Origin of the sequence: Thermoanaerobacterium thermosulfurigenes, assembly GCF_051201035.1 — a bacterium.
Taxonomy (GTDB): Bacteria; Bacillota; Thermoanaerobacteria; order Thermoanaerobacterales; family Thermoanaerobacteraceae; genus Thermoanaerobacterium; species Thermoanaerobacterium thermosulfurigenes.
On sequence record NZ_JBPODR010000005.1, the window covers coordinates 43,766 to 66,879 of the forward strand.

The 23,114-nt window shown below is 34.3% G+C and carries 23 protein-coding genes; 8 read left to right on the forward strand and 15 right to left on the reverse strand.

Annotated elements, in window-relative coordinates; all coding sequences use genetic code 11:
• Positions 1 to 7: 7 nt before the first annotated feature.
• Both HNR52_RS02730 and HNR52_RS02735 read right to left on the reverse strand, forming a co-directional pair.
• Positions 8 to 424 carry a type II toxin-antitoxin system HicB family antitoxin gene (locus HNR52_RS02730; RefSeq protein ID WP_013787307.1) on the reverse strand — a complete coding sequence of 139 codons (417 nt, stop codon included), beginning with the start codon at positions 422 to 424 and terminating at the stop codon, positions 8 to 10.
• Positions 425 to 479: 55 nt separating this feature from the next.
• Entirely contained in the window at positions 480 to 617 is a 138-nt protein-coding gene (locus HNR52_RS02735; RefSeq protein WP_349265817.1) for a type II toxin-antitoxin system HicA family toxin, read from the reverse strand.
• Between the two features lie 244 nt (positions 618 to 861).
• Here HNR52_RS02735 and HNR52_RS02740 point away from each other — a divergent pair, with 244 nt between their 5' ends.
• The 7 genes from HNR52_RS02740 (at position 862) to HNR52_RS02770 (ending at position 7,714) form a co-directional block, all read left to right on the forward strand.
• Positions 862 to 1,251, forward strand: coding sequence for a YmaF family protein (locus HNR52_RS02740; RefSeq protein ID WP_435619644.1), 390 nt, complete (start codon positions 862 to 864; stop codon positions 1,249 to 1,251).
• Between the two features lie 97 nt (positions 1,252 to 1,348).
• The gene (locus tag HNR52_RS02745) at positions 1,349 to 1,705 is read left to right on the forward strand and encodes a hypothetical protein (RefSeq protein WP_013787305.1); all 357 of its coding nucleotides are present in this window, start codon (positions 1,349 to 1,351) and stop codon (positions 1,703 to 1,705) included.
• A 118-nt stretch (positions 1,706 to 1,823) separates the two neighbouring features.
• Positions 1,824 to 2,807: an ABC transporter ATP-binding protein gene (locus tag HNR52_RS02750; protein ID WP_013787304.1), complete on the forward strand. Its 984-nt coding sequence runs from the start codon at positions 1,824 to 1,826 to the stop codon at positions 2,805 to 2,807.
• Positions 2,773 to 3,480, forward strand: coding sequence for an ABC transporter permease (locus HNR52_RS02755; protein WP_013787303.1), 708 nt, complete (start codon positions 2,773 to 2,775; stop codon positions 3,478 to 3,480). The genes HNR52_RS02750 and HNR52_RS02755 overlap by 35 nt, the downstream gene beginning before the upstream one ends.
• A 12-nt stretch (positions 3,481 to 3,492) precedes the next feature.
• Positions 3,493 to 4,875, forward strand: a complete 1,383-nt coding sequence (locus tag HNR52_RS02760; RefSeq protein ID WP_013787302.1) for a GldG family protein — start codon at positions 3,493 to 3,495, stop codon at positions 4,873 to 4,875.
• Positions 4,872 to 5,765, forward strand: a complete 894-nt coding sequence (locus tag HNR52_RS02765; RefSeq protein ID WP_435619645.1) for a DUF4340 domain-containing protein — start codon at positions 4,872 to 4,874, stop codon at positions 5,763 to 5,765. Before HNR52_RS02760 ends, HNR52_RS02765 begins: the two co-directional genes overlap by 4 nt.
• Positions 5,766 to 5,959: 194 nt before the next feature.
• Positions 5,960 to 7,714 (forward strand): cell division protein FtsA, encoded by a 1,755-nt coding sequence (locus HNR52_RS02770; protein ID WP_435619646.1) that lies wholly within the window; start codon positions 5,960 to 5,962, stop codon positions 7,712 to 7,714.
• Positions 7,715 to 7,756: 42 nt separating this feature from the next.
• Here HNR52_RS02770 and HNR52_RS02775 read toward each other — a convergent pair whose 3' ends face one another.
• The gene (locus tag HNR52_RS02775; RefSeq protein WP_435619647.1) at positions 7,757 to 8,740 is read right to left on the reverse strand and encodes an acyl-CoA dehydratase activase; all 984 of its coding nucleotides are present in this window, start codon (positions 8,738 to 8,740) and stop codon (positions 7,757 to 7,759) included.
• Positions 8,741 to 8,869: 129 nt separating this feature from the next.
• Between HNR52_RS02775 and HNR52_RS02780 the strand changes: the two genes are divergently transcribed.
• Positions 8,870 to 10,390 (forward strand): ATP-dependent metallopeptidase FtsH/Yme1/Tma family protein, encoded by a 1,521-nt coding sequence (locus HNR52_RS02780; protein ID WP_013787298.1) that lies wholly within the window; start codon positions 8,870 to 8,872, stop codon positions 10,388 to 10,390.
• A gap of 12 nt (positions 10,391 to 10,402) precedes the next feature.
• On the opposite strand, the gene HNR52_RS02785 is transcribed toward HNR52_RS02780, so the two are convergent.
• The 12 genes from HNR52_RS02785 to HNR52_RS02840 form a co-directional block, all read right to left on the reverse strand.
• Positions 10,403 to 11,083, reverse strand: coding sequence for a TIGR01906 family membrane protein (locus HNR52_RS02785; RefSeq protein WP_435619648.1), 681 nt, complete (start codon positions 11,081 to 11,083; stop codon positions 10,403 to 10,405).
• A 3-nt stretch (positions 11,084 to 11,086) separates the two neighbouring features.
• Complete coding sequence (locus HNR52_RS02790; RefSeq protein WP_435619649.1) at positions 11,087 to 12,577, reverse strand: hypothetical protein; 1,491 nt, start codon at positions 12,575 to 12,577, stop codon at positions 11,087 to 11,089.
• A 15-nt stretch (positions 12,578 to 12,592) separates the two neighbouring features.
• Positions 12,593 to 13,573 (reverse strand): coiled-coil domain-containing protein, encoded by a 981-nt coding sequence (locus tag HNR52_RS02795; protein WP_435619650.1) that lies wholly within the window; start codon positions 13,571 to 13,573, stop codon positions 12,593 to 12,595.
• On the reverse strand, positions 13,570 to 15,153 hold the full coding sequence (locus tag HNR52_RS02800; RefSeq protein ID WP_435619651.1) for a HEAT repeat domain-containing protein: 1,584 nt from the start codon (positions 15,151 to 15,153) through the stop codon (positions 13,570 to 13,572). Before HNR52_RS02800 ends, HNR52_RS02795 begins: the two co-directional genes overlap by 4 nt.
• The gene (locus HNR52_RS02805) at positions 15,140 to 16,759 is read right to left on the reverse strand and encodes an Hsp70 family protein (protein ID WP_435619652.1); all 1,620 of its coding nucleotides are present in this window, start codon (positions 16,757 to 16,759) and stop codon (positions 15,140 to 15,142) included. Before HNR52_RS02805 ends, HNR52_RS02800 begins: the two co-directional genes overlap by 14 nt.
• Before the next feature lie 43 nt (positions 16,760 to 16,802).
• Positions 16,803 to 17,906, reverse strand: coding sequence for an MBL fold metallo-hydrolase (locus HNR52_RS02810; RefSeq protein ID WP_435619680.1), 1,104 nt, complete (start codon positions 17,904 to 17,906; stop codon positions 16,803 to 16,805).
• Positions 17,810 to 18,745 carry a hypothetical protein gene (locus HNR52_RS02815; RefSeq protein WP_435619653.1) on the reverse strand — a complete coding sequence of 312 codons (936 nt, stop codon included), beginning with the start codon at positions 18,743 to 18,745 and terminating at the stop codon, positions 17,810 to 17,812. Before HNR52_RS02815 ends, HNR52_RS02810 begins: the two co-directional genes overlap by 97 nt.
• Positions 18,746 to 18,825: 80 nt before the next feature.
• Positions 18,826 to 19,218 carry a dihydroxyacetone kinase phosphoryl donor subunit DhaM gene (dhaM, locus tag HNR52_RS02820; RefSeq protein WP_013787291.1) on the reverse strand — a complete coding sequence of 131 codons (393 nt, stop codon included), beginning with the start codon at positions 19,216 to 19,218 and terminating at the stop codon, positions 18,826 to 18,828.
• A 17-nt stretch (positions 19,219 to 19,235) separates the two neighbouring features.
• Positions 19,236 to 19,877 (reverse strand): dihydroxyacetone kinase subunit DhaL, encoded by a 642-nt coding sequence (gene dhaL, locus HNR52_RS02825; protein ID WP_041592059.1) that lies wholly within the window; start codon positions 19,875 to 19,877, stop codon positions 19,236 to 19,238.
• Between the two features lie 26 nt (positions 19,878 to 19,903).
• Entirely contained in the window at positions 19,904 to 20,902 is a 999-nt protein-coding gene (gene dhaK / locus HNR52_RS02830) for a dihydroxyacetone kinase subunit DhaK (protein ID WP_435619654.1), read from the reverse strand.
• Between the two features lie 160 nt (positions 20,903 to 21,062).
• Positions 21,063 to 22,694, reverse strand: a complete 1,632-nt coding sequence (locus HNR52_RS02835; RefSeq protein WP_435619655.1) for a sigma 54-interacting transcriptional regulator — start codon at positions 22,692 to 22,694, stop codon at positions 21,063 to 21,065.
• A gap of 54 nt (positions 22,695 to 22,748) precedes the next feature.
• Positions 22,749 to 23,114 (reverse strand): DUF1667 domain-containing protein, encoded by a 366-nt coding sequence (locus HNR52_RS02840; protein WP_013787287.1) that lies wholly within the window; start codon positions 23,112 to 23,114, stop codon positions 22,749 to 22,751.

The window sequence follows — 23,114 nt, forward strand, 5'->3', positions numbered from 1 at the left end:
ACCCCTCTTAGAGTGCTTTATATCTATCTGTTATTTTTAATTGTTCTTTTAGTGCATATTGAAGTACTTGTGAAAAGTTTATGTTTGCATTTTCTGCTGCCTCATTTAACCATCGTGGTATTGTTACTGTTTTATTTACACTTTTATTGGCCATTTCATCACGAACAGGAGGCATGTAAACCTCGATAAGATTTACAAAAGCACCTTCAGGAACTTTTATCTTTTCTGGAGCTGTTGGTATTGGAATTGTTTCGTTATCCTCTTCCAAATTGTATATATAAAGCTCTAAAGCATCCTTAGCCATGTATAATGCTTCATCAAGTGTATCACCTTCAGTTATGCATCCAGGAAAATCTGGAAAAGTTACAGTATAACCGCCGTTTCCATCAGACTCAAATACAGCTGGGAAAATATATCTATCCATAACAAAACCTCCTTTTATATTTTTTTATGTTATCCTTTTATGCAAACAGAATTTTTTATTTTAACCCTGCTTGCTTTAGGATTGAATTCAATGTTTTAGGCTTTAAGTCTTTGTTGTGATATGGAATTTGAATTTTGCCTGGTTTTGAAGAATGTATCATATGTACATGAGAGCCCCTCTGATTTTTTATTATTCATCCTTCTTTCTGAAGCATTTTTATTAATTCCTTGGGTTTCATTTCCCTCACTCCTGACAATTATATCATAACACGTGTATATTACACGTATCAATAGATTTTATAAAAATTGTAAAAATCTTAACATAATATATTTTTTATAAATATTAAACCTTCTAAAATGATTTTTTAAGCACATATTATATTACATTTGCATATTATATCATTGTCATTACTCAATAATTTATTGGAGGTTGAATTTATGGAATTATCAATTGAAGAAATTAAAAACTATTTTGATCTTTATAACAATAAAAAAGATGAAGGTCAAACTCATAACCACGAATTTTTAGGAAGTACCATGTTAGCAGGTGAACACGAAGAAGAAGATCACAACCACAGATTTGCTGGTGTCACAAGCCAAGTAATAAAAGATGGTGATAGCCATGTCCATGCAATCTTAGTAAGCACAGATTTTTATGAAGATCATCATCACGAAATTGGTGTAATAACAGGGCCAGCTATTGAAGTCGGTTACGGTAAGCATGTTCATTTTGTAGAAGGCAAGACTACTGTTGACGATGACCACTATCATAAATTCGTCTTTGCAACTTTGATAGAAGATCCGATTTCAAAGCATAAACATTGTTAAGTTTTTAATCGACATTTTAAAATACCCGGTAAAACCGGGTATTTTTTCATAATACATATTTATCTTAATTAAGCCCAAAATATATTTGGGTGATTTTATGAAAATAAATGGATATTTTTACAGTTTAGAAAGCGCCAATAAAGCTTCTGCGTATTTAAAAAGCATGGGATATAAAGCGTACATCGACATTATTGATAAATATGCAGATACTTATAATGACAAACAAAACATAGCTGGCACAGAAACAGGACCTACACTGGCATCACTTGTCTTAAAATCTGGATACACTTTTGACATAAGAAAAAGTCCTCTGTTGATGTCAGATCCCACGATAAGTGGAATGGGTTATTACGATGAAACTGCCGATGCTAATATACAGCTTAATGTAGAAGTCAGTGATGATAAGATAAACGATGTAGTAAAAGTTATCAGTTCTTTTGGCGGCTTAACATAGGGCTTTTTAAAGCTCTATGCTTTTTTTATTTTAAAATTCTCTTACATTTTATTAACAATTTGTTAATAAAAGTTGGTTATAATTAAGTAGTATATACAAAAAGGAGGTTTAGCCGCGTATGATGATTGAAGTAAACAACGTTACCAAAGTTTACGGAAACCGCAAAGCTGTTGACAACATAAGCTTTTCTGTTGACAGCGGAGAAATAGTAGGATTTTTAGGCCCCAATGGAGCTGGAAAAAGCTCAACGATGAAAATGATAACTGGTTTTATGCCACCAACATCAGGCACAATAAAAATCGCTGGATATGATATTATAGAAGATTCTATAAAGGCCAAAAAACATATTGGCTATCTTCCAGAAGTTCCACCATTGTATTTAGATATGACTGTAGAAGCGTATCTGGCTTTTGTCTGCGAATTAAAAGAAGTCCCAAATAACAAGAAAAAAGCCACAGTAGATAAAGTCATAGGTGAAGTTGGTTTAGCAGACGTAAGAAAAAGGATCATTAAAAACCTTTCAAAAGGTTATAAACAGAGAGTAGGTCTTGCACAAGCAATAGTAGGAGATCCAGATGTATTGGTGCTGGATGAGCCGACGGTAGGTTTAGATCCAAAACAAATCAAAGAAATAAGAGATATAATAAAGGAATTAGGAAAAAAACATACAATAATTCTAAGTACGCATATTTTGCCAGAAGTAAGCATGATATGCGATAGAGTTATAATCATAAACAAAGGTAAGATTGTGGCGGTAGATTCAACTGAAAATTTGACAGACACCATAGGAAAATCAAAACGATATTTCCTAAAAGTAATAGGTTCTGTAGAAAAGATATCTACTACTTTAAAAGGAATAAATGGAATTAAAAGCTTTAAATCAAAAGCAGATTCAAAAGAAAATTGCATCGATGTAGATGTTGAAACAGATGTAGACCATGACCTAAGAAAAGAGATTTTCTTTTCCTTTGCAAATCAAAGTTTGCCTATCATTGAATTTAGGCCTGTAAACTACAGCTTAGAAGAAGTCTTCCTACAGCTTACAACAGATGAGGAGGTAAATGATAATGAAAATGCTGACAATATACAAAAGGGAGCTTAAGTCCTACTTTCTTTCGCCTCTTGCGTATGTACTTGTGGGCTTTTTGCTGCTTATATCTGGATATTTCTTTGCGACATTTGTCCTTTCAACGCAGTACGCATTGATGTCACCAGTTTTCGGGAACATGGTGTTTGTATTCATGTTTGTAAGCCCTATTTTGACTATGAGATTAATATCAGAAGAAATGAAAAATGGCACAGACCAACTGCTTATGACATCACCTCTTAGGATAACCGACATGGTTTTAGGAAAATACTTTGCTGCATTGACTGTCTATACATTATCTTTGGTGGTTTCTTTAATATATCCTTTGTACCTTAAAATATACAGCACACCTGACTTTGGGCCAATTTTGACAGGATACATTGGGACATTTTTGATGGGTGCAGCGTTTATCGCAATAGGCATTTTTGCTTCATCTTTAACTGAAAACCAGCTAATTGCAGGCGTTATAGGTTTTTCAATATTGCTGCTTTTTTGGATAGTTAGCTGGCTGGGAGATGTTTTCCAAGGAACGGCAAAAAACATTGTAGACAACATTTCGCTTTTACAAAGGTTCACTAACTTTCAAAACGGTGTTTTAAGCTTAAATGACGTTGTCTTCTACTTGAGTGTGATAATTTTCTTTGTTTTTGTCACTATAATGGTAGTCGACAAAAGACGCTGGAGTTAGGAGGTAATTCTATTGAACAAACTCAGATTAAAATACGGAAGTAACATGGTTTTATCAATCGTTATTTTACTTGGCATATTGATCTTTGGTAATCTAGTATTGGCTCAAAAACCTGTAAAATGGGATCTCACTAAATCAAAACAGTATACCCTTTCTGATAAGACGAAGCAAGTATTGAAAAATCTAAAGACAGATGTGACAGTCTACGCATTTTTCCAAAATGACAGTGCGAAGTCACAAGTCCAAAATCTTTTAGATGAATACACAGCATTGTCAAAAAGGATAAAAGTCCAATTCATCGATCCTGACAAAAATCCATCCCTCGCACAAAAATACGGAATTACAGATTACGATACAACGTTATTTTTAAACAGCAAAGACGACAGCAAGAGACAGATCGTAAATTCATACGACATTTTCACACAATCTCAAGAAACCGGTCAGAATATTTTCAGCGGTGAGCAACAATTTACTCAAGCAATAATCAATGTCACCGAAGTCAACAAAACAAATGCTTACATCATTCAAGGCCATAATGAGGTAAACAGCACAGATTCCCTTACGACCTTTAAGTCAGCATTGCAAGGTGAAGGCTACAGCGTAAATGACCTTAATATTGGTCAAGCTGGTGGTATACCAAAAGATGCCGGGCTTATAATCATTGCCAATCCAAAGTCAGATTACACTCAACAAGAAATGAATGCTATAATGGATTATCTGAAAAAAGGCGGAAAGGCCTTCATCATGATGGGAGCTGAAAATGGCCCTCTTACTGAAAAATCAATCAATGATCTTTTGTCGAATTGGAATGTAAAAATTGACAATGACATAGTTGTGGATCCTTCAAGAAACTATTTTATGGACGCTTTATCGCCTGTACCAGAGTATGGATACCATGACATCACTGACAAACTGGAATCAGCTAATTTAGCAACTGTTGCTCCAAGCTCCAGAAGTATAACTTACAAAGCGTCAAGTAGCAGCAACATCTCGGTTCAATCATTCCTGACCACCAGCGACAAAGCATGGGGAGAAACGAATTTCAACAGCAAGCAAGCATCTTACGACAAAAACGACATAAAAGGACCTTTGACATTAGGCGTTACCATCTCTGACAGCAAAACAGGCATGAAGATAGTGGTGCTTGGAAACGACCTTATGGCTACAGATAGAGTTATAGGTTTAGAGGGCAATAGAGATCTCCTTATGAATAGTGCAAACTGGCTTACAAACAAAACAGTACAGATCTCCATAAGTCCTAAATCTCTTGACTACGCGACATTATTCATGACAGGAAAACAAGCTGACTACATGTTCATAGTCACAGTTATAGTTATACCTTTAGTTATTTGGATCATAGGCGGCTACGTCTTCTTCAGGAGGAGAGCTTTATGAAGACTTTTAGAAACACTATAATAATGCTTTTAATTCTCGGCGTACTTGCAGGATACTATTATTACGCAAAATCTACAAAAAAGCCTGCGCCGTCTACAAATATAATCAACATAAGCAAAAGCAAAATATCTTCTGTAGACATAAAAGATGCAGGCAATGAATTGGCTATTGAAAAGAGTGGCAGCACCTACAATGTAACAAAGCCTGTCAGTTATAAGGCAGATAGCACCAGCACAGATGATCTGTTTAATTCGATTTCAGGCCTTAAATACAGCAGAAAATTTACAGATACCGATGTAAAAAAATACGGTTTAGATAAATCTGATTTTACAATATCTGTATCATCTAAGGACGGAAAAAATGAAGAATTGCTTGTAGGAAATAAATCACCTGTGGGAGATTCATACTACGCAAAGCTTAAAAATTCTAATTATATATACGTTGTAGATGCCAGCTCGATAGAAAACTTTCAAATAACCAGTAACGATACCTTGTTTAATTACTTAGACAAAGACGTGTACACAATGTCAAAAGACAAGATTTCAAAGATAACATACACAGATTCCACTGGAACTTACAATATAGAAAAAAACAAAAGTGGAAAATGGGTATACAATGGCAAAGAAATAAGCAGCGATAATTCGGAAGCTCTCCTTAATGACATTGTTTTGTTGAATCCGACAGGCATCGATCCAAACAAAAAAATTGTTGGAAACAATTCAAGTTTTACACTGACAATATCTGACGGAAATAAAAGTGAAGAAGTTAAATTTTTGACTAATGACAATGCCACATACTATTTGCAAAAGAATGCAACTCAAATTGGATTGTATATATCAAAAGACCAATTAAGCAGTTTATTAAGCGATATAAAGAAAGTGATAAAATAAGGAGTCGTTGTACTCCTTATTTCTTTGCCGTTTTAATAACATCTTCTTTAATCATATTCTATTTGTTCCTCTACAAAAATTACTTTTAAGGTAAATAAAAAAATTGTATAATGTATAATATGAAATAATGCATTTATCTAAAAATTATTTAAAATATATTTTTGTTTTACGATATATTTTTCGGGGGAATTTTGATGAACGATAATTTAATTTTTTCACTTGACATAGGTACAAGAATTGTTGTAGGTATAGTAGGTGTACCAGAAAATGATAGGCTAAAAGTCTTAGCTGTCGAACAAATGGAGCATACAGATAGAGTTATGTTTGACGGCCAAGTTCATGACATAGACAAGGTGGCATCTGTCGCAACCAAGATAAAGGAAAAATTGGAAAAAAAGCTCGGAATAACGCTTAAAAACGTTAGCCTTGCTGCCGCCGGAAGATCTCTTAAAACCAAAATGGTAAGAGTCGAAAAAAACATTGAGGAAAACTACATAATAAAAGACAGCGACATAGATAACCTGGTACTGTATGCATTGAACACAGCAAAAGAAGAAATATCCCGAGAAAGCCACACTTTAAAGTACCACATGGTGGGATACTCCATAAAAAGCTTTTACTTAGACGGCCTGCCTATAACTAATCTTAAAGACCATACAGGCAAGGAAATCTCTGTAGAGATAATAGCCACATTCTTGCCGTATGATGTAGTAGAAAGCTTATACTCCGTAGCAAAAAAAGCAGGGTTAGAAGTATCATACCTTACATTGGAGCCAATTGCAGCAATCGGCGTTGCAATAATGCCACAAATTAGAATGCTTAACATAGCGCTTGTAGATATTGGAGCAGGTACATCTGACATAGCCATTTCAAAAGACGGAAATATCATATCATACTCAATGGTTCCATTTGCAGGTGATGAAGTAACTGAAACCATACAGCAGCATTACCTTACTGATTTTAATACAGCAGAAAAAATCAAAACTACATCTAAAAAAGATATAAAATTCAAAGACGTTATAGGACTCCAGCATCAAATATCTCGCTTAGACGTTTTAGACTTAATATCGCCTGTTGTCAAAAATCTCGCGAAGAAGATCTGCGATGAAATAGTAAAGTACAATGGAAAAAGTCCATCTGCTGTATTTTTAGTTGGAGGCAGCAGCAACCTGCCAGGCATAGCAGAGGAAATAGCAAAAAATCTATCTATACCGATAGAAAGAGTTTCAGTAAGAGATGCCAGCACTATTGCCGTCGTAGATTATAAGTGCAAAAAATTAAAAGGTCCAGAGTACATAACACCTATAGGCATCGCATACTCCACCATGAGAGACAGAAAAAAAGATTTCATAACAATTTATTTCAATGACGAAAAATTAGAATTATTAAACCTGAAAGAAATGACAATAATGGACGTACTTTTAAAAACCAACTTTGATTCAAAAAGATTAATCGCAAAGCCAGGTAAAAATTTGTCATTTTCCCTTAACGGTGAAAATATAATCATAAAAGGTCAAATAGGAACACCAGCTAAAATTTTAAAAAATGGCAAAGTCGCAAATCTTAAATCTAAAGTAGAAAATGGAGACAAAATAGTGGTCGAAAGTGGCATAAATGGAAGTGATGCATCTATCTCGATTCGAGAAATAAAAGAAAAATACAACGCATCTAAAGTCACTGTTAATAATTTAATTGTAGATGACGATTATATGATAAAAGATGGAGACACAATTAAAACAATCATTGATGAAGAAGATTGCTTTTACGTATACATAAATGGCGATAAAAAAATTCTCACAGGTAAACAACAGTATATATTTGTGGATATATTTAACACTGTAGACTTCGACATACCTAAAAATAAAATTCCTGAGATGACCTTAAACGGCAAAAAAGCATCGTATACGGACATCTTAAAAAAAGGAGACAAAATAGAAATACTTGTTTGATGATAAGGGCCAAATTAGGCCCTTATATTACAATAAGCGTCACTATACACTTTGTGAAAAGATATTTTTGTTTGTTGAATTTGACCATTTGCCACACCTGTCTCCCCAACGTGATACGACTTCTTCGTCTTTTATAAACTCAACAACTTCACAATTGTTTGAACAGCCAGAACATATAAACCCCTGTGCTTTATAATCAATATCGGCAATTTCAAATCCATTAAACTGTGTATATCCTTTTTTCTTTACAGCTTCTTTAGCAAGTATTGCAGCACCTATTGCACCCATCACTCCATAATATTTTGGTACGAATACTTCCATCCCTAAAGCTTTTTCAAAGGCAGCCTTTATGCCTTTGTTGGCCGCTACACCTCCCTGAAATACTATAGGTTCTCTTATATCCTTCCCTTTCCCTACATTGTTTAAATAATTTCTAACTAATGCTTCGCATAAACCGTTTATTATATCGTTAAGAGGATATCCCATCTGTTGCTTATGTATCATGTCAGACTCGGCAAACACACCACATCTGCCTGCTATCCTTACAGGATTTTTTGACTCCAACGCCAAATCCCCAAATCTCTCTATTGGTATGTTAAGCCTATACGCCTGTTGATCCAGAAACGAACCTGTTCCTGCAGCGCAAACAGTATTCATGGCAAAGTCAACTACAATCCCATCCCTTAAAATGATTATCTTGGAATCTTGACCGCCTATCTCAAAAATCGTATGGACATCAGGTATCAAGCTGGACGACGCAATTGCATGTGCAGTAATTTCATTTTTGACGATATCTGCACCTACCATGAGACCTGTCAATTGCCTTCCACTTCCAGTCGTGCCGACTCCTTTTACATTTACATCGCCATTAAGTCTGTCTCTAAGTTCCATCAAAGCATTTTGAACAGCTTTAATTGGCTGTCCTTGTGTCCTCATATAAACATAATCAATAACCTCATTGTTTTCATCTATCAAAGCCACATCTGTGCTGACAGATCCAACATCAATCCCAATATATGCATCCATTCAAATTTCCTCCTTTGCAACAATTTACTTTGAATCCAAAATTACCCTGAACTTTTATATTTATTATCTACGCATAATTTGCAATTGTGGGCAAAAACTATTGTTAGTAAATCACTGGGGGCGATGGCTATGAAAAAAAACTTATATATAATATTATTGACACTATCACTGTTAATAAACATTGTTTTAGGCATGTTACATAGTAAAAATGGAAATTCAGCGCTTATAATAATTTCCATGCTGACTCTTTTGCTTATAGGGTACATGCTTTACAAAAACAAAGTGTCTGAAATGATGCCTGTAAACCTAAAAAATGAATTTCCACCCAAAGAAAAAGAATCCAGCAAAAAGGTCAATATTACATTCAGAGATGTTGCAGGACTTGATGAGGTTATTGATGAGCTTAAAATCATCATTGATTTTATAAACAACACTGAAAAGTACGACAGGATGGGTGCTAAAATACCAAAGGGAATACTTTTTTACGGTCCGCCAGGTACAGGCAAAACCTTGCTGGCAACTGCTTTAGCAGGTGAAACAAATTCTACATTCATATCTGCATCAGGTTCAGAATTTGTTGAAAAATACGTGGGCGTTGGAGCCAGCCGCATAAGAGCATTATTTGCAAGAGCTAAAAAATCAACACCAAGCATTATCTTCATAGACGAGATCGATGCAGTTGGAAGTAAGCGAAATAACGACAACAATTCTGAAAAAGATCAAACATTGAATCAGCTATTAGTTGAAATGGATGGGTTCAACAGCAATGACGGGATAATCGTAATAGGTGCTACAAACAGGCTGGATATGTTGGATGAAGCCCTTTTAAGGCCTGGAAGATTTGACAGAACTATTCACATAGGAAATCCAAACGTAAAAGCCAGATTGGAAATACTGAAAGTACATACGAGAAATAAACCTTTAGACACTGACATATCGTTAGATGAAATTGCTAAAAAAACTCACGGCATGACAGGAGCACACTTATCGTCTATATGCAATGAAGCTGCCATTCTTGCTGTAATAAGGCACAAGCAGAGAATAGGAAGAGAAGAATTTGATGAAGCAATAGAGAGGGTCGTCGCAGGCCTTCAAAAGAAAAATCCAGAAGTATTGGAGAAAGAGCGCAAAATTGCGGCACACCATGAAGCAGGTCATGCCATAATCGGAAAAATATTAAACTCCAGCACAGTGGAGAAAATATCCATCGTACCACGAGGAGAAGCCTTAGGATACGTCTTGAACTTTCCAAAAGACGATGCTTTTTTGATGACAAAAACAGATTTAAAAAATAAGATAACAATGCTTTTAGGCGGTCGTGCCGCTGAGGAGATAATGTTTAATGAAGTATCAACTGGTGCAGAAAACGACCTAAAGGAAGCTACAAATATCTCATATCAAATGGTTTGCAATTATGGCATGAGCGAATTAGGCCACAGAATATATGACATTAGAATGACAAAAACAACAGATAAAATTGACGCTGAAGTAAATAAAATAATCAATAACTGCTACACTAATGCAAAGAAAATCCTCTTAGAGAAAAAAGACAAGATAATCTTAATAGCAGAAAGATTATTGTCTAACGAGACGATAACGAAGGAAGAAATCGACGAATTGATGAAAGACGAAAAACAAATGTGCATATAAAATAGGCCTTCTTTAGAGGCCTATTTTACTGTCTTTTTTCCCTTTTAATAGAAAAGATACAAATCCAATTATAATGTATGTAATGATTGAATTCCTGAAAGTCAAATACGATATGTCACTGAAAAAACCTTCTGGAAGCATCTGAATTAACCTATCTCGAGTTACATCTAATTGCCATAAATTATTGTCAAAAAAAATGTGGTGAAAATATATAAACCATCTGTTAAAATCTAATGAAACTATGGCTCCTGTAACGAGTAAAAACAATATCACAAAAAGCATACCTCGGTATATATGATAAAAAACATCCTCTTTTCTAAAATACAGAAACAAAAAAGCCAAAATATAAATAAGTATCATTAAGTTTCTAATCAAAAGGCCATTCTCAAAAAGCTTTCTGACATCTCTCATATGTTCCAATTCCCTATCATTAAAAACCTTCTGATTTTGTCCATCTATTACAGCGTCTATTTGAAGGCTTTCAGATTTCCCATAAAGATAATCTTGAATTCTTAATGCAACTTTGCTTAATTGCGATTTATCCATACCTGTAACGTACTTAACACCGTATTTGTCAAATTCATTTATATAGAAATTTAAATTAAACGCCAAGTACTGCAAATTCGAAAGTAAGACAACCAAAAATAAAAGCACAGTCATAATTATAGATACAGTTTTATTTGTAACTTTCATTCACTACAATCCTTCCTTGACGTTTTTTAAAAGAGCTTCATACAAAAGCTTGCTGTTTTTCATGTCCTTGTACAACTTTATCCTTTTGTCGACACTTTCCATTATGGCAGCCTTAACATTTGACGTCGTCTCAAACTCCAAAGAGCTTTTTAAATAGTTTAAAAACTCATTTTCAAAATTCCCAGGAACAGGTATAATTCCTAAAAGTCGCCTCATTCGTACCTTTCTGTAATCAGGATTCATGAACTTTATTATATCATCTATCATGGAAACAAGGTTATTTATTTCGTCTTCAACAATGCTTCCATCTATTATATCGCCTGTGATGTCGTCAAATTCGTCGCTGTCATCATTCATCAGATTTTCGTACTCAGCTAAAATTTCTATATCATTCAGTATATCTTCATCTATCAATGTATCTATCTCATTTTCAAGATAATTCACATCACTTAACAATCTATTGTAATTGTAAAGCTCAAAATACCAATTAGAAATATCTTCGTTCAACATCTTTAAAAAGTCTTTGACTTTCTTCTTTGTATATCTTTCCTCGTATATACTGCTGTAAATGTCAAAAAAGATTTTTATTTTAGGTTCCTCATGCATAATATCTTCTATCTTTTTGTCTGATTTATAAAATATTAAAAGTCTATTTACGATCCTTATGAGCGAATAAACTATTTCTCTTACATCCTGTATCTTGCTTAAAAGCAAGATTGTATCTTTTAAATACATCTCCAAATCATCTTTTGCAGCATTCTTTAAGTCCAATGTCTGAAGCTCATCTATCTTGTTGGCTATCTCTGCAAATTTATCCCCATAACCTTCTACCAATTTTCCATAAAAATTTTCCTCTATCTCAAAAATGCTCTCTAAAAGTTTCTCGTAGCCAGTGTATTCATGGATCAAACCACTTTTCATGTAATCAAAAAACCTCTTTCTGGAAAGGGCAAAAGGTATAGCTGATATGACTTCCTGAATCCTCTCAAATTTCTCATCTTCATTTTCAAATACAAACTCCTTAATTTTATCGTAAAACTCATCAATGCTTATATTAATTTCATTCTGATTAAAAATCTTTAATTTATCATTAAACACATCACTGCAATACCTTGCTTCCACAAAATACCCAAATAGCACTTCAAGATCTGCTTCTAACTTATCTTTTTCTTCTTGAAGCGTTTTTATGATGTTATCCTTAATTTTCATGTCTATCTGCCTATAGTGCCTGATCCTACTGACAACATCTCTGTAACTTTCAACAGTAACGTACAGTTGGTTATCTACACTTTTTATAAACTTTAAAACACCACTTCTCTTTAAAATGATGTCATATAGATATACAGATTCATATATAAGTTCTAAGACGCAAATTGTCATGATTATGCTTTTTTGTCTTTTAAATACTTCTTTAAGAGCTCTCGAAATATTAGTTTCATCATTGTTGTCTTCAATTAGTATCTTTTTAAGTTTTTGAATCTCATCATGATGCATTGTTACACCTCGCAATTATGAATTTTTAAGCATTTTTGATAGATCGTCCAACAAAGAGTAATCATCGTCTTCTAAACTTACTGCCGATTGCAAGTGAGCGGTTCCTACATAGTTAGATGCAATCTTCTTCTCAATATTAAATATCAGATCCTTGATTTCAGAAAAATTTTTCTTTATTTCCTGATTGTCTTGTTGTAAATCCACCAATATTTTATTTAAAGAAACCTTTAAATTTTCACTTTTCTTCTCCTTAGCCATGCTTTCATTTATGAGTTTTACTACGTGTTTGTCGAATTCTACCCCTATATGCTCCAGAATCATTTCCAAACGTCTTTTTTCTTGTCTTAAATCCTCCAATCTTTTGTTTAAAGATGCTATTTCCTTGTCCTTATTTTCCAACGCCTTTTTTAAATTGTCCACCTCAATTATATTCTTTTTTTCTTCTTTTATCAATTTGTCCTGCAATTTTTCTACTTCTCTTTCAAGCTTTTTGACCTTCTTGAGTAAGTCTACGCTATCTTTTTGATTCATTATTCTATCATCGTCTTCTACCAATTTTTCATCAGCCACATCCACATTTAGCTCCATGGCTTTATTAATTATATCACCAAGTTCCTGCCTATTGTCAATAAGAAGCGCAGAAACGACATTTTCACGTCCATAATTGCGGCATAACTCAACGATGTTTTCTTCCATTTCGTCAACATCCATCTGGCTTATCTTCTCATAAAGATCTTTTTTTAGAACCTTCCATGTATCTATTAAATCAGCATAGTCAAAATTTCCTTTTAATATTTCTTGCCTTAGTATAGGAACGATTTTTGATGGAGGGCTGGATTTTTCGTTTAGTCTAAATCCGGCAAGCTTCTTCTGGAGATTTTTGTCCTTATTAAAAGGTCTTATCAATACGCTGTATGGTAAAGAATACAAAAATATATCTAAACATTTGGCAATATCTATTCCATTTTTGTCTAACAAGACACATCTTCCCTTCATGCTTTTATAAGTTTATCTTTTCCTTTGTAATTCCTCTCAATAATCTTTTGTGCAAGGTATCTGATTCTGGTGCTATCGTTAAACGACGCATCAATAAAAATCCTCTCATTTATGATATTGCTTAATAAACCTGTGTTCTTGCCTAAAATTTTGTAAATAGTGTATTGAATCTCTTCTTTCTTTGTTGTCTTAAGTTTTAAAATCAACTCTTCAGCCATGCTGTCATCAATGTTGGTGTCTAAAATCCTTAATGCGTTTAAGCATGCAAAGCCGTCATTATTTCTTATTAAGTATCTGACGCCATTGGTTATTTCCTTGCTTATCTTGCTGTCTTTAAATCCTTTAAGCCTTTTAAGCTCTTTGATTGCACATGATATGTCGCTGTAAGAATTATTTGGAGATATCAAATACTCAAATAAGCCTCCTAAGTATTTTATCTCACCTAACTGCACTAATGCAGACATAGTATTTATTCTAAGTTCCTTATCATTCATATACTTTTTGATTATGTCTTTTGCCTCAAAAGCTTCTAAATTTGCCAGTGACGTTATGATACAAGCCTTAACATCATTTTTGAAATTCTCATTCTCCAGCATATTCATCAAATATTTTACAGCCTTTTTGTCCTTTGTATATCCTAAACCTATGATGATGTTCATTTTATCTTCTATCAAAGGAGATTCCAGCGCTTCAATAAGCTTATCTGTTGCATTTTCAATCCTCATCTTCCCTAATGTTATAGCGGCTTTTTGATTGTACTCATCATTGTAAAGCATCTTCGACAAGCTTTCTATCGCCATCTCCTTTGAACGAGATATAACATTTGAATAGACTGTATTGAGGCTTTTATTCTCGTTGTTCATGTAGCACTTCAAAATTTCAGACAGTGCATCTTCTCCAAATCGTGAAAGCCTATCTATAAGTCTAAATGCCACATTTCTTTCATTCACACTGAACCCATTGAATTTATTCACCATGTTTAAAATAGGTCTTACACATCTTTCGTCGTCACCAATGTCCAAAAGACATTCCGCAGCTTCGATTTTTAAACTTTCATTGTCAAACAAAAGCAAAAGCGTATCAAAAGCAGACTTTTCCTTAATAGTCCTTATGACTTCTATTGCTATTTTCATCTGAAGATCCCATGACCAACTCTTTAGCACACTGATAAGAGCATCTCTCCCTGCCTTGCTTAAATTGCACACCGATACTAAGACCCTCAATATAGATTGGTAAATATTCCTATCACTTAAATTCAGTGCTTTCGTGCAGTATAAAAACATTTCAATAGGATTCTGCCCTTCCTCTAATATGCTTTTAAATAAATCTATGATTTCAACTTCTATTAAATTCACACCTTTTTCGCTTGTTGAACCTAATTTAAGCGTTTTTTCATAGATAAGCCGTGCATTTACATCAGATATATAGTATTCAAAAACCTGTTCTTTAGCTGATTCCACTTTTTCAGCATTTGCAGCAGCTCCTAAATATCCTTTACCTTCTTTGATTTCTTCATTGTGTATATTAAAAAACAAATCTCTGTTTTCTTGAAGCAAAGCTCTCCAATTAACAGCCATCATACAACACCTCTTTATCAAATGTGACATCTATTTTCTGCTTAAAATTTCCCGTAACCCATGCTTCTAAATGCAATATCCTGTTTTTGTCAAAAGTCACTTTTATAGAAATAGGTGTACCAGGCTTTATAATATCAGTAAACGTCAATTGCACTGATTTAAGCCTTTTCATCTTTGGATCGTAAATGCTTTTCCCTGATAAAATGTCAAGCTTTATTCCTGTAGCATTGTCTACTTTTACAATGCCTTCATACACTTTTTCATAAGGTGCTTTCGTTCCTTGGCTTACTAATAGAACTGGCAAATTATTTTTCACATCAAGGTAAATATTCTCTGCTACTACGGGATATATGATGATTTTTCCTTTTTCGTTTTTCTTTTTATTTTCGTTGTAATAATTATATAAAGCAGCACCTTTTGCTACTGAATACATAGGATCTAAGTAGCTTATAGTTTTCTTGCCAAAAAAGTTCTCTATCGTTTCCCTAACAGTGCTGTAAGCCGTCATGCCTCCCACTAAGAAAACTTCGTCAATATCTTCCTTTTTTAAATTAGCTTTATTGAGAGTATCAATTATCGGATCTATTATATTGAACCCTAAATTGCCGCCTTTTGTAAGTAAAGGCTTTATACACTCATCATATTCTTTTTTACTTATTTCAAATTCAAATGACTGCCTACTGTAGAAATTTTCTAAACTATTTCTATACACAACATCACCATATTCTTCACCTGTTAAACCACTGCCTATAGACGAAAACATGATTCTGGCTTTCTCAATCTCCAACGACAATACGCTAAATATATATCGCTTTACATCAACATTAGGCAACATTCGCTTATAATCAACATCATTTAAAATAGAATACTTGTGCAATAAATACAGAACTCCACATACATCAAAGTCAACGCCTCCAAGTTGTGTATGAGGAGATATTGCCAATTCTTCAACTTTATAATCATCACCATTTATTTCCACATTCATTATGGATACGTCACAAGTGCCTCCACCTAAATCAAATACCAAAACTTTTTTTGGCTTGCTAAAATCGTGAATGGCGTATCTTTTATCGCTTAACTTTTCTTCATAAATTAGATCCAACAATGCCGCTGTAGGCTCTGATATAAAGATAAGCTGATCCTCTAAAAATCCTGCCGATTTAGCTGCATTTTTAGTAGATTCAATTTGGTCATGATTAAAAGATGCCGGAACTGTTATGACAGCACCATATACTCTTTCACCATAAAATCTTTCAACGTTTGCCTTAGCAACAGACAAAATTTTCTCTGCCACATCTTCTGGAGTATACTTTTTTTTGCCAATTTGCCACACATGATTCCTATTCCCTATATAATTTTTGCTATTGTATATTACACGATCGTATTCAATGTTTTTCATATTTTTAGCCAATTGGCCTATATATTCATTTCCGCCATCATCCACGTAAATGCAGGATGGCAACGTTTTTTTTACTGTTATACTACCGTTCTTATCAGAGATTTGCTCTATATCTAAAATATCAATTTTCACGTTGCCATCTTCTGTATAATCAGCACACGCCACGACCGTATTAGTAGTTCCAAGGTCAATACCAATATATGGTTTCATTTTTCCTCCTTTACTCCCTCATGGTAAAATAAATTTAAACGCTCTACGGAGCCATAACGTCTACATCATCAAACATATTCAAAATCTCCTCAATATTAAATGTACTATTTGTCTTTGCTCCTCTATGAACAATATAAACCTTTTTAGGTGTCAATTTCAAAAATACTTCTAAAATATCCTGCAGTATCCCATGGTTGATAATAGGAATATTCTCCTGCAACATAGATATAGGTTTCTTTATGTTGTTGCTTATGTTTAGCAAAATCGCATTGTCAAATGACATCAACTCCCGCCCGTACACAAAAGAAGTACTGCCTTCGGTAAGATTGTCCGAGCTGGTCATTACCAGACAATTTCCCAGCGAAATTTCCTTTCTTATAAATTCCCTTTTGCTATCATACAATTTTATGTCATTTGCATTTAATATGCCATTTCCGTAGATAGGCCCTCTTACTTTTTCATATAACATGGTTATATACGACAATGCTCCATCAACATACACATTGTACGGCATATATTCAAAGTTTCTCTTCATAAGCATCAATAAATCTTGAGCTTTCCCTACAGCAAATGCAGGTATAAAGCCAACACCACGATTGGCTAATTCCTCTATCACTTCCAGAATCAACTTATCTTGAATTGTCTTATCATAAACGCTAAAGCTTGACGTATATCCAAACGTAGCTTCAGTAATCAGCACATCAGCGTGCATTCCATCAGGAATTGTAAGACCACTATTTGTCTCAACATCTTTTACAGTAAAATCGCCTGTATAAAACACTGAAAAACCACCAATTTCTGCGTAAACCCCGCAAGCCCCCAATATATGTCCGGATGGAATAAGCTTCACTAAGACTCTTTTGCCTTTCACAGATTCATCAAAAAGGCAATCGGTCAATGTCATGCTGTTTATTTTATTCAGCAACTTATAATCAGCATCATTTAGATTTAAATCCTGCATATTGCTGTTTTTAGAAAAAAATCCGTTCAATATATATTTCGTCTCATAAGACATAATTATAGGACAATTTAGTCCGCTTTTTATAAGGTTTACAATGCCCCCGCAGTGATCAAGATGGCAATGTGTAATAATGAGTAAATCAATATCTTTAATATCAATGCCAATTTTTTTAAATTCTCGTAATATATGTGATCATCTTTAAAGTTAATTCCACAATCTAATAATACATTAACATCATCGTACGTTATTAAGTAACTACTACCACCCGTACCACCACCTTCTAATAAATTAAATTTAAACAGATTAAAATCACGACCTTTACCATCTACTTCGCTGTAAAGCTGGTAATACTTCTTTAAAATAAATTTATTTTCAGGAAAATACCTAAAATATTTAACCTTTCTAAGCTCATCATCTCCTTTGACGCCCCATTGTATCATAAGCCTAATCATTCTCAAATTGTCGTGATTAAGCTCATAAGCCTTCCTCAATTCAATATACCATCTCTCGTTTCTATCATCTTTGTACACCTCTGCCAATACAGTATGTATTAATGACTGAAAAAATCTGTCAGTATTTTTTTCTGCCATATATAGTAGTTCGTCCTCAATTGAATAATTCCTGCTTTTATTTTTAAAACTTAATATAAAAATATATAAATTTATCCAATTATTTTCTTCATCGTAGTTCATCAATTGCTCATATATGCCATCTTTTTTTAGCGACAATTCGAACATATCAAGCAACAGCACACATTCAATAAATAATGATATGTTATTCTTAGATAAAATAATATTATCAAAAATGTTCAAAAAGTGCTCTTTCGCATCTTCAATAATACCGAGATAAATTTCAACTTTAATTTGCCATAAAATTAAGTATAAGTAAATACTTCTATCGAGATCGCTGACGAGATTTTTCTGTTTGAAAATGTATTTATACGCATCCATGTACCTCCTTTCTTCTACATATGTTTTAAGTTTGGTATCGTATTCAGAAACTATGTGATCGTAAATTGACTTCACCCCCCTCTGTATATTATATATTTTAATATTTTTTTATAAAAATTTCTACAAAAAAATAAAGCCTGGTTTCATCCAGGCAATTAAATCTTAACAAGATTCTTAGCCGCTTCTGCTACTGCTTTAACTTTTAATATGTCACTGCCTATTGAAGCTTCTACGCTTGCAGCAATCGTTCCTTCAACAAGAGGCGCATCTGCTATCTCAACTTTTCCCGCGTATTCTTCATCAAGAAATTCTAACGCCATTTGAGCACTCATTACAGAACTTCCTAAATCAACTAAGATTAAAACGCCGTCGCCGCTTTCGCACTTTTTTATTTCTTCTACGATTTCGTCTACATTTGTGCCTAATCGCCCATCTTTGGTGCCGCCAGACTTGCCTATTCTTATTTTCCCTCCTGTCATCTGGTCAGCTAATTCATACAAGCCATCTGCCACCTTCTTTGAATGAGACACAATAACTATACCTACCATTAGATCCAATCCTTTCTTCATTGTTGCAACTTATCTACATAATCAGCAACAGTTTTTATCATCAAATAAGCTGATGTTGCTCCAGGATCCTGATGTCCTATGCTTCTTTCGCCAAGATAGCTGGCTCTGCCTTTTTTTGCAGCAATGTCTTTAGTCATTAAAACACCATTGTATGCATTATTTGCCGCTGCTTCTATAGCTTCTTTTAAACCACGTCCTTCACTTAATGCTTTCTTTAACTCATTCAAGGCAGGCTCCATCGAATCGATCATAGTCTTGTCTCCTACTTGTGCTTTTCCTCTTTCTTTTATTCCAGAAAGACCAGCCTCAAACATCGCGACAATGTCATTTTCATCTAATGTGTTTTTGCCTGATACTACATTTCCCATTCTCATGAAAAATGTTCCATAAAGTGGTCCAGATGCTCCACCAACAGTAGAAACTAAAACCATACCAACATTTTTAAGTATTGTGCCTATGTCTTTATCTGAAAATTGTGTCATCTTATCCCTCACTGCTTTAAATCCCCTATCAAGATTTATGCCGTGATCAGCATCACCTATTGCTGCATCCAGATCTGTAAGGTATTGCCTATTGTCTTCAATTGTCTTTACTATGTCATTTAAAATGTTTACTACGTCTGTCTTTCTCAACAACAATATCATCATCCCTTTCGGCTCATATCTTATAATTGCTTAAATGCAGGTGTATCTGCTGATGCATCTAAAAGCGATTTAAGCTCATCATCAAGTTTTAAAAGTGTTATTGAAAATCCGCTCATCTCAAGGGACGTCATGTATTCACCTACGAAAGTCTTATAAATGTTGATATTTTTTCCCATAAGGTATTCATTCACTTCTTTGTTTGCTATGAAAAGCTCTGAAAGAGGTGTAGCACCAAGGCCATTTACCATCAATGCCACTTCATCACCGTCGTTAAACGGCAAGTCAGAAACAATTTTGTCCATAAGCTCAGCAACTATCTCTTTTGCACTTTTTATCTTCTCCCTATGTGTACCAGGTTCACCGTGTATTCCAATTCCTATCTCAATTTCATCTTCTTCAAGTGTAAAGCTTGGTTTTCCTGCTGCAGGCACAATGCATGGTGTAAATGCCATTCCCATAGACCTTAAATTCTTTATGACCTTTTCTGCAACTTCCTTGACTTCTTCAATCTCAGCCCCTTCTTCAGCTTTAGCTCCAGCTATTTTATGGACGAAAACAGTACCTGCAATACCTCTCCTGCCCTGCGTATATGTGCTGTTTTCAACAGCCACATCATCATTCACAATCACTTCTGAAACCTTTATACCATCCATTTCAGCCATCTCTTTTGCCATCTCAAAATTCATTACATCGCCTGTATAATTTTTGATTATGAGCAAAACACCTTTTCCGCCGTCAACAGCTTTTATAGCTTCATAGATTTGATCAGGCGTTGGCGACGTAAAAACAGCACCTAAGCAAGCTGCATCCAACATGCCTTTACCTACATACCCTGCATGTGCAGGCTCATGTCCACTGCCACCACCGCTTACAAGCCCAACTTTCCCCTCTACAGGAGATGTTTTTCTTACTACAACATCTACATTATCAAGCTTTCTCAAGTATGTTGGATATGCGTAAAGAAGTCCTGCCACCATTTCCTTTACAACTTCTTCAGGATTGTTAATGAGCTTTTTCATGATATTAACCCCCATATTTTTTATTTTTTTATATCTATTGCAAATTGTATGCCAATAAAAAAGGTCATATGCAGATGAAAATGTCAGCATATGGCCACTTCAATGAAAAGATTTTTATTTTTTCTTGGTAAAAAGTATCAATCATAAATGAATCCTGATATTAATTTTCAACCAAATGAAATTTTCTCGCTTTAGCTGCAACTGTTTTATGGGTCAATCCTAAGGCTTTTCCAGCTTTGTTAAAACTTTTATACCTGGATAATGCAGCTTTGATTATTTTATACTCATAATTTTCCATCTTTTCAATATCGTAATTGTCGCCTAAGTATATTACTTCGTCGTCTTTGCTGTCTTTTACATTTTTTATATACGATGGAAGATCATCGAAGTCAATGTACTCTTTATCGCTTAATGTTATGCACCTTTCAATTAGATTTTCAAGCTCTCTTATATTTCCCGGCCAATCATACTTTATCAGGGATTTTATGGCTGTGTTTGTAATAAACTGAACATTTCTTCCAAGTTTTTTGTTCATCTTCTTTATAAAATGCTCTACCAAAACAGGAATGTCCTCTTTTCTATCCCTTAAAGCTGGCAAAAAGACAGGTATAACATTTAACCTGTAGTAAAGATCTTCCCTAAATGTGCCATTTTTCATAGCTTCTTCAAGGTTTTTGTTTGTTGCCGCAATTATCCTTACATCTACTTTTATAGTCTTTATTCCACCAACTCTTTCAAACTCTTTATCTTGAAGAACCCTTAAAAGTTTTGCTTGAATTTCTATTGGAATATCTCCTATTTCATCCAGGAAGATCGTCCCTCCATCAGCAAGTTCAAACTTCCCTATTTTCTGCATTATTGCGCCAGTAAACGCTCCTTTTTCGTGACCAAAAAGCTCACTTTCTAAAAGTGTGCTTGGTATAGCAGCACAATTTACCCTTATAAAAGGTTTATCGTGTCTTTTGCTTGAATAATGTATCGCATTAGCAACTAATTCTTTTCCTGTCCCGCTTTCGCCTCGTATTATTACGTTAGAATCCGTTTCTGCCGCTTTAGATGCCACCGTCAATGCATCTTTCAATTTTCCGCTGTTACCTACTATTATGTCAAAGGCTTTATCAAGTTTTCTGCTCCTTTTAAGTTCTCCTTCAAGGTACTCGATTTGTGGAAAATCTTGAAATACAACCAATGATCCAGTAATGTTGCCTCCAGCATAAATAGGAGTCATGTTTAAAAAAAGCGTCTTTTCACCTATGACGTATTTTTTGTTTAAAAACTCACTTCCATATTTTAAGACTTGACTTACATCTATATCTGACATAACTTCACTTATATTTTTGCCGATTGCCTTATCAAGGCTAAAACCTGTTATTTTTTCAGATGCTTTATTAAATATAGTTATGATTCCATTATCGTCCGTAGCAATTATGCCAACTGCAATGGAGTTAAATATTTCTTCGTACGCAATAGACGTATTCTTTAAAAGCTCGTATGTTCCACTCTCGTCATTCACCTTTTTTAAATCCACTAAAAAAATCTTTTTAATCTCTTCCATTGAAGAAATGCAGTTATCTCCTTCTACGATTATATCAATATCATCGCCTTCTGATGCAAAAAAAGTTATCATGGAAAGCATGCTATTGGCAGGCACAAGCCTTGCGCTTTCAGCTTTTTTAAGCATAACTTTGACATTGTCCTTTTTGCATACGTCATTTACTCTCCTGACTATCATTGCAGATATTTGCGAGTGTATATTAATTGGAGACTTTATTCTTTCACAAATTTTCTCCATACTTTGCATTCCTTCCTCATTAAAATATGTCATAATTAATAAGCCACTAAACACTTATTTGCTGTAAAGATTTCTCGTTGCAATAACATCCACACCAGTATTTAAGATGTTTTTGACAACGACATCACCTACATTAATCGGCGGCTTTAAAGTTATTTTAGATAGTTCCATCACTGCTTTGCCGATAAGCTCTTTTGGAATTGGCTCTTTAGTCCTGACAGAAACTACTGGAAGATGACCCTTTTCAGCTTTTACTATTGTAGTCAGAGTCCTTTTGGGAGCAATTATCTCATCTTCAGCATACTTTAATCCTCTTTTGCACTCATATCCTGTGATATTTACAATTTCCTTTCCTTCCATTTCTACAACCAAGCGACAACCATTTGGGCATACAATACAAGTTAATTCTCTTTTTATCAT

Coding starts and splice junctions, on each gene's coding strand:
- HNR52_RS02835 (WP_435619655.1), bottom strand. CDS start 22,694: ATGGAGAAAATTTGTGAAAGAATAAAGTCTCCAATTAATATACACTCG.
- HNR52_RS02765 (WP_435619645.1), top strand. CDS start 4,872: ATGAAGACTTTTAGAAACACTATAATAATGCTTTTAATTCTCGGCGTA.
- HNR52_RS02800 (WP_435619651.1), bottom strand. CDS start 15,153: ATGATGGCTGTTAATTGGAGAGCTTTGCTTCAAGAAAACAGAGATTTG.
- HNR52_RS02805 (WP_435619652.1), bottom strand. CDS start 16,759: ATGAAACCATATATTGGTATTGACCTTGGAACTACTAATACGGTCGTG.
- dhaK (WP_435619654.1), bottom strand. CDS start 20,902: ATGAAAAAGCTCATTAACAATCCTGAAGAAGTTGTAAAGGAAATGGTG.
- HNR52_RS02770 (WP_435619646.1), top strand. CDS start 5,960: ATGAACGATAATTTAATTTTTTCACTTGACATAGGTACAAGAATTGTT.
- HNR52_RS02740 (WP_435619644.1), top strand. CDS start 862: ATGGAATTATCAATTGAAGAAATTAAAAACTATTTTGATCTTTATAAC.
- HNR52_RS02730 (WP_013787307.1), bottom strand. CDS start 424: ATGGATAGATATATTTTCCCAGCTGTATTTGAGTCTGATGGAAACGGC.
- HNR52_RS02785 (WP_435619648.1), bottom strand. CDS start 11,083: ATGAAAGTTACAAATAAAACTGTATCTATAATTATGACTGTGCTTTTA.
- HNR52_RS02745 (WP_013787305.1), top strand. CDS start 1,349: ATGAAAATAAATGGATATTTTTACAGTTTAGAAAGCGCCAATAAAGCT.
- HNR52_RS02795 (WP_435619650.1), bottom strand. CDS start 13,573: ATGAAGGGAAGATGTGTCTTGTTAGACAAAAATGGAATAGATATTGCC.
- dhaM (WP_013787291.1), bottom strand. CDS start 19,218: ATGGTAGGTATAGTTATTGTGTCTCATTCAAAGAAGGTGGCAGATGGC.
- HNR52_RS02840 (WP_013787287.1), bottom strand. CDS start 23,114: ATGATAAAAAGAGAATTAACTTGTATTGTATGCCCAAATGGTTGTCGC.
- HNR52_RS02755 (WP_013787303.1), top strand. CDS start 2,773: ATGAAAATGCTGACAATATACAAAAGGGAGCTTAAGTCCTACTTTCTT.
- HNR52_RS02780 (WP_013787298.1), top strand. CDS start 8,870: ATGAAAAAAAACTTATATATAATATTATTGACACTATCACTGTTAATA.
- HNR52_RS02750 (WP_013787304.1), top strand. CDS start 1,824: ATGATGATTGAAGTAAACAACGTTACCAAAGTTTACGGAAACCGCAAA.
- HNR52_RS02775 (WP_435619647.1), bottom strand. CDS start 8,740: ATGGATGCATATATTGGGATTGATGTTGGATCTGTCAGCACAGATGTG.
- HNR52_RS02790 (WP_435619649.1), bottom strand. CDS start 12,577: ATGCATCATGATGAGATTCAAAAACTTAAAAAGATACTAATTGAAGAC.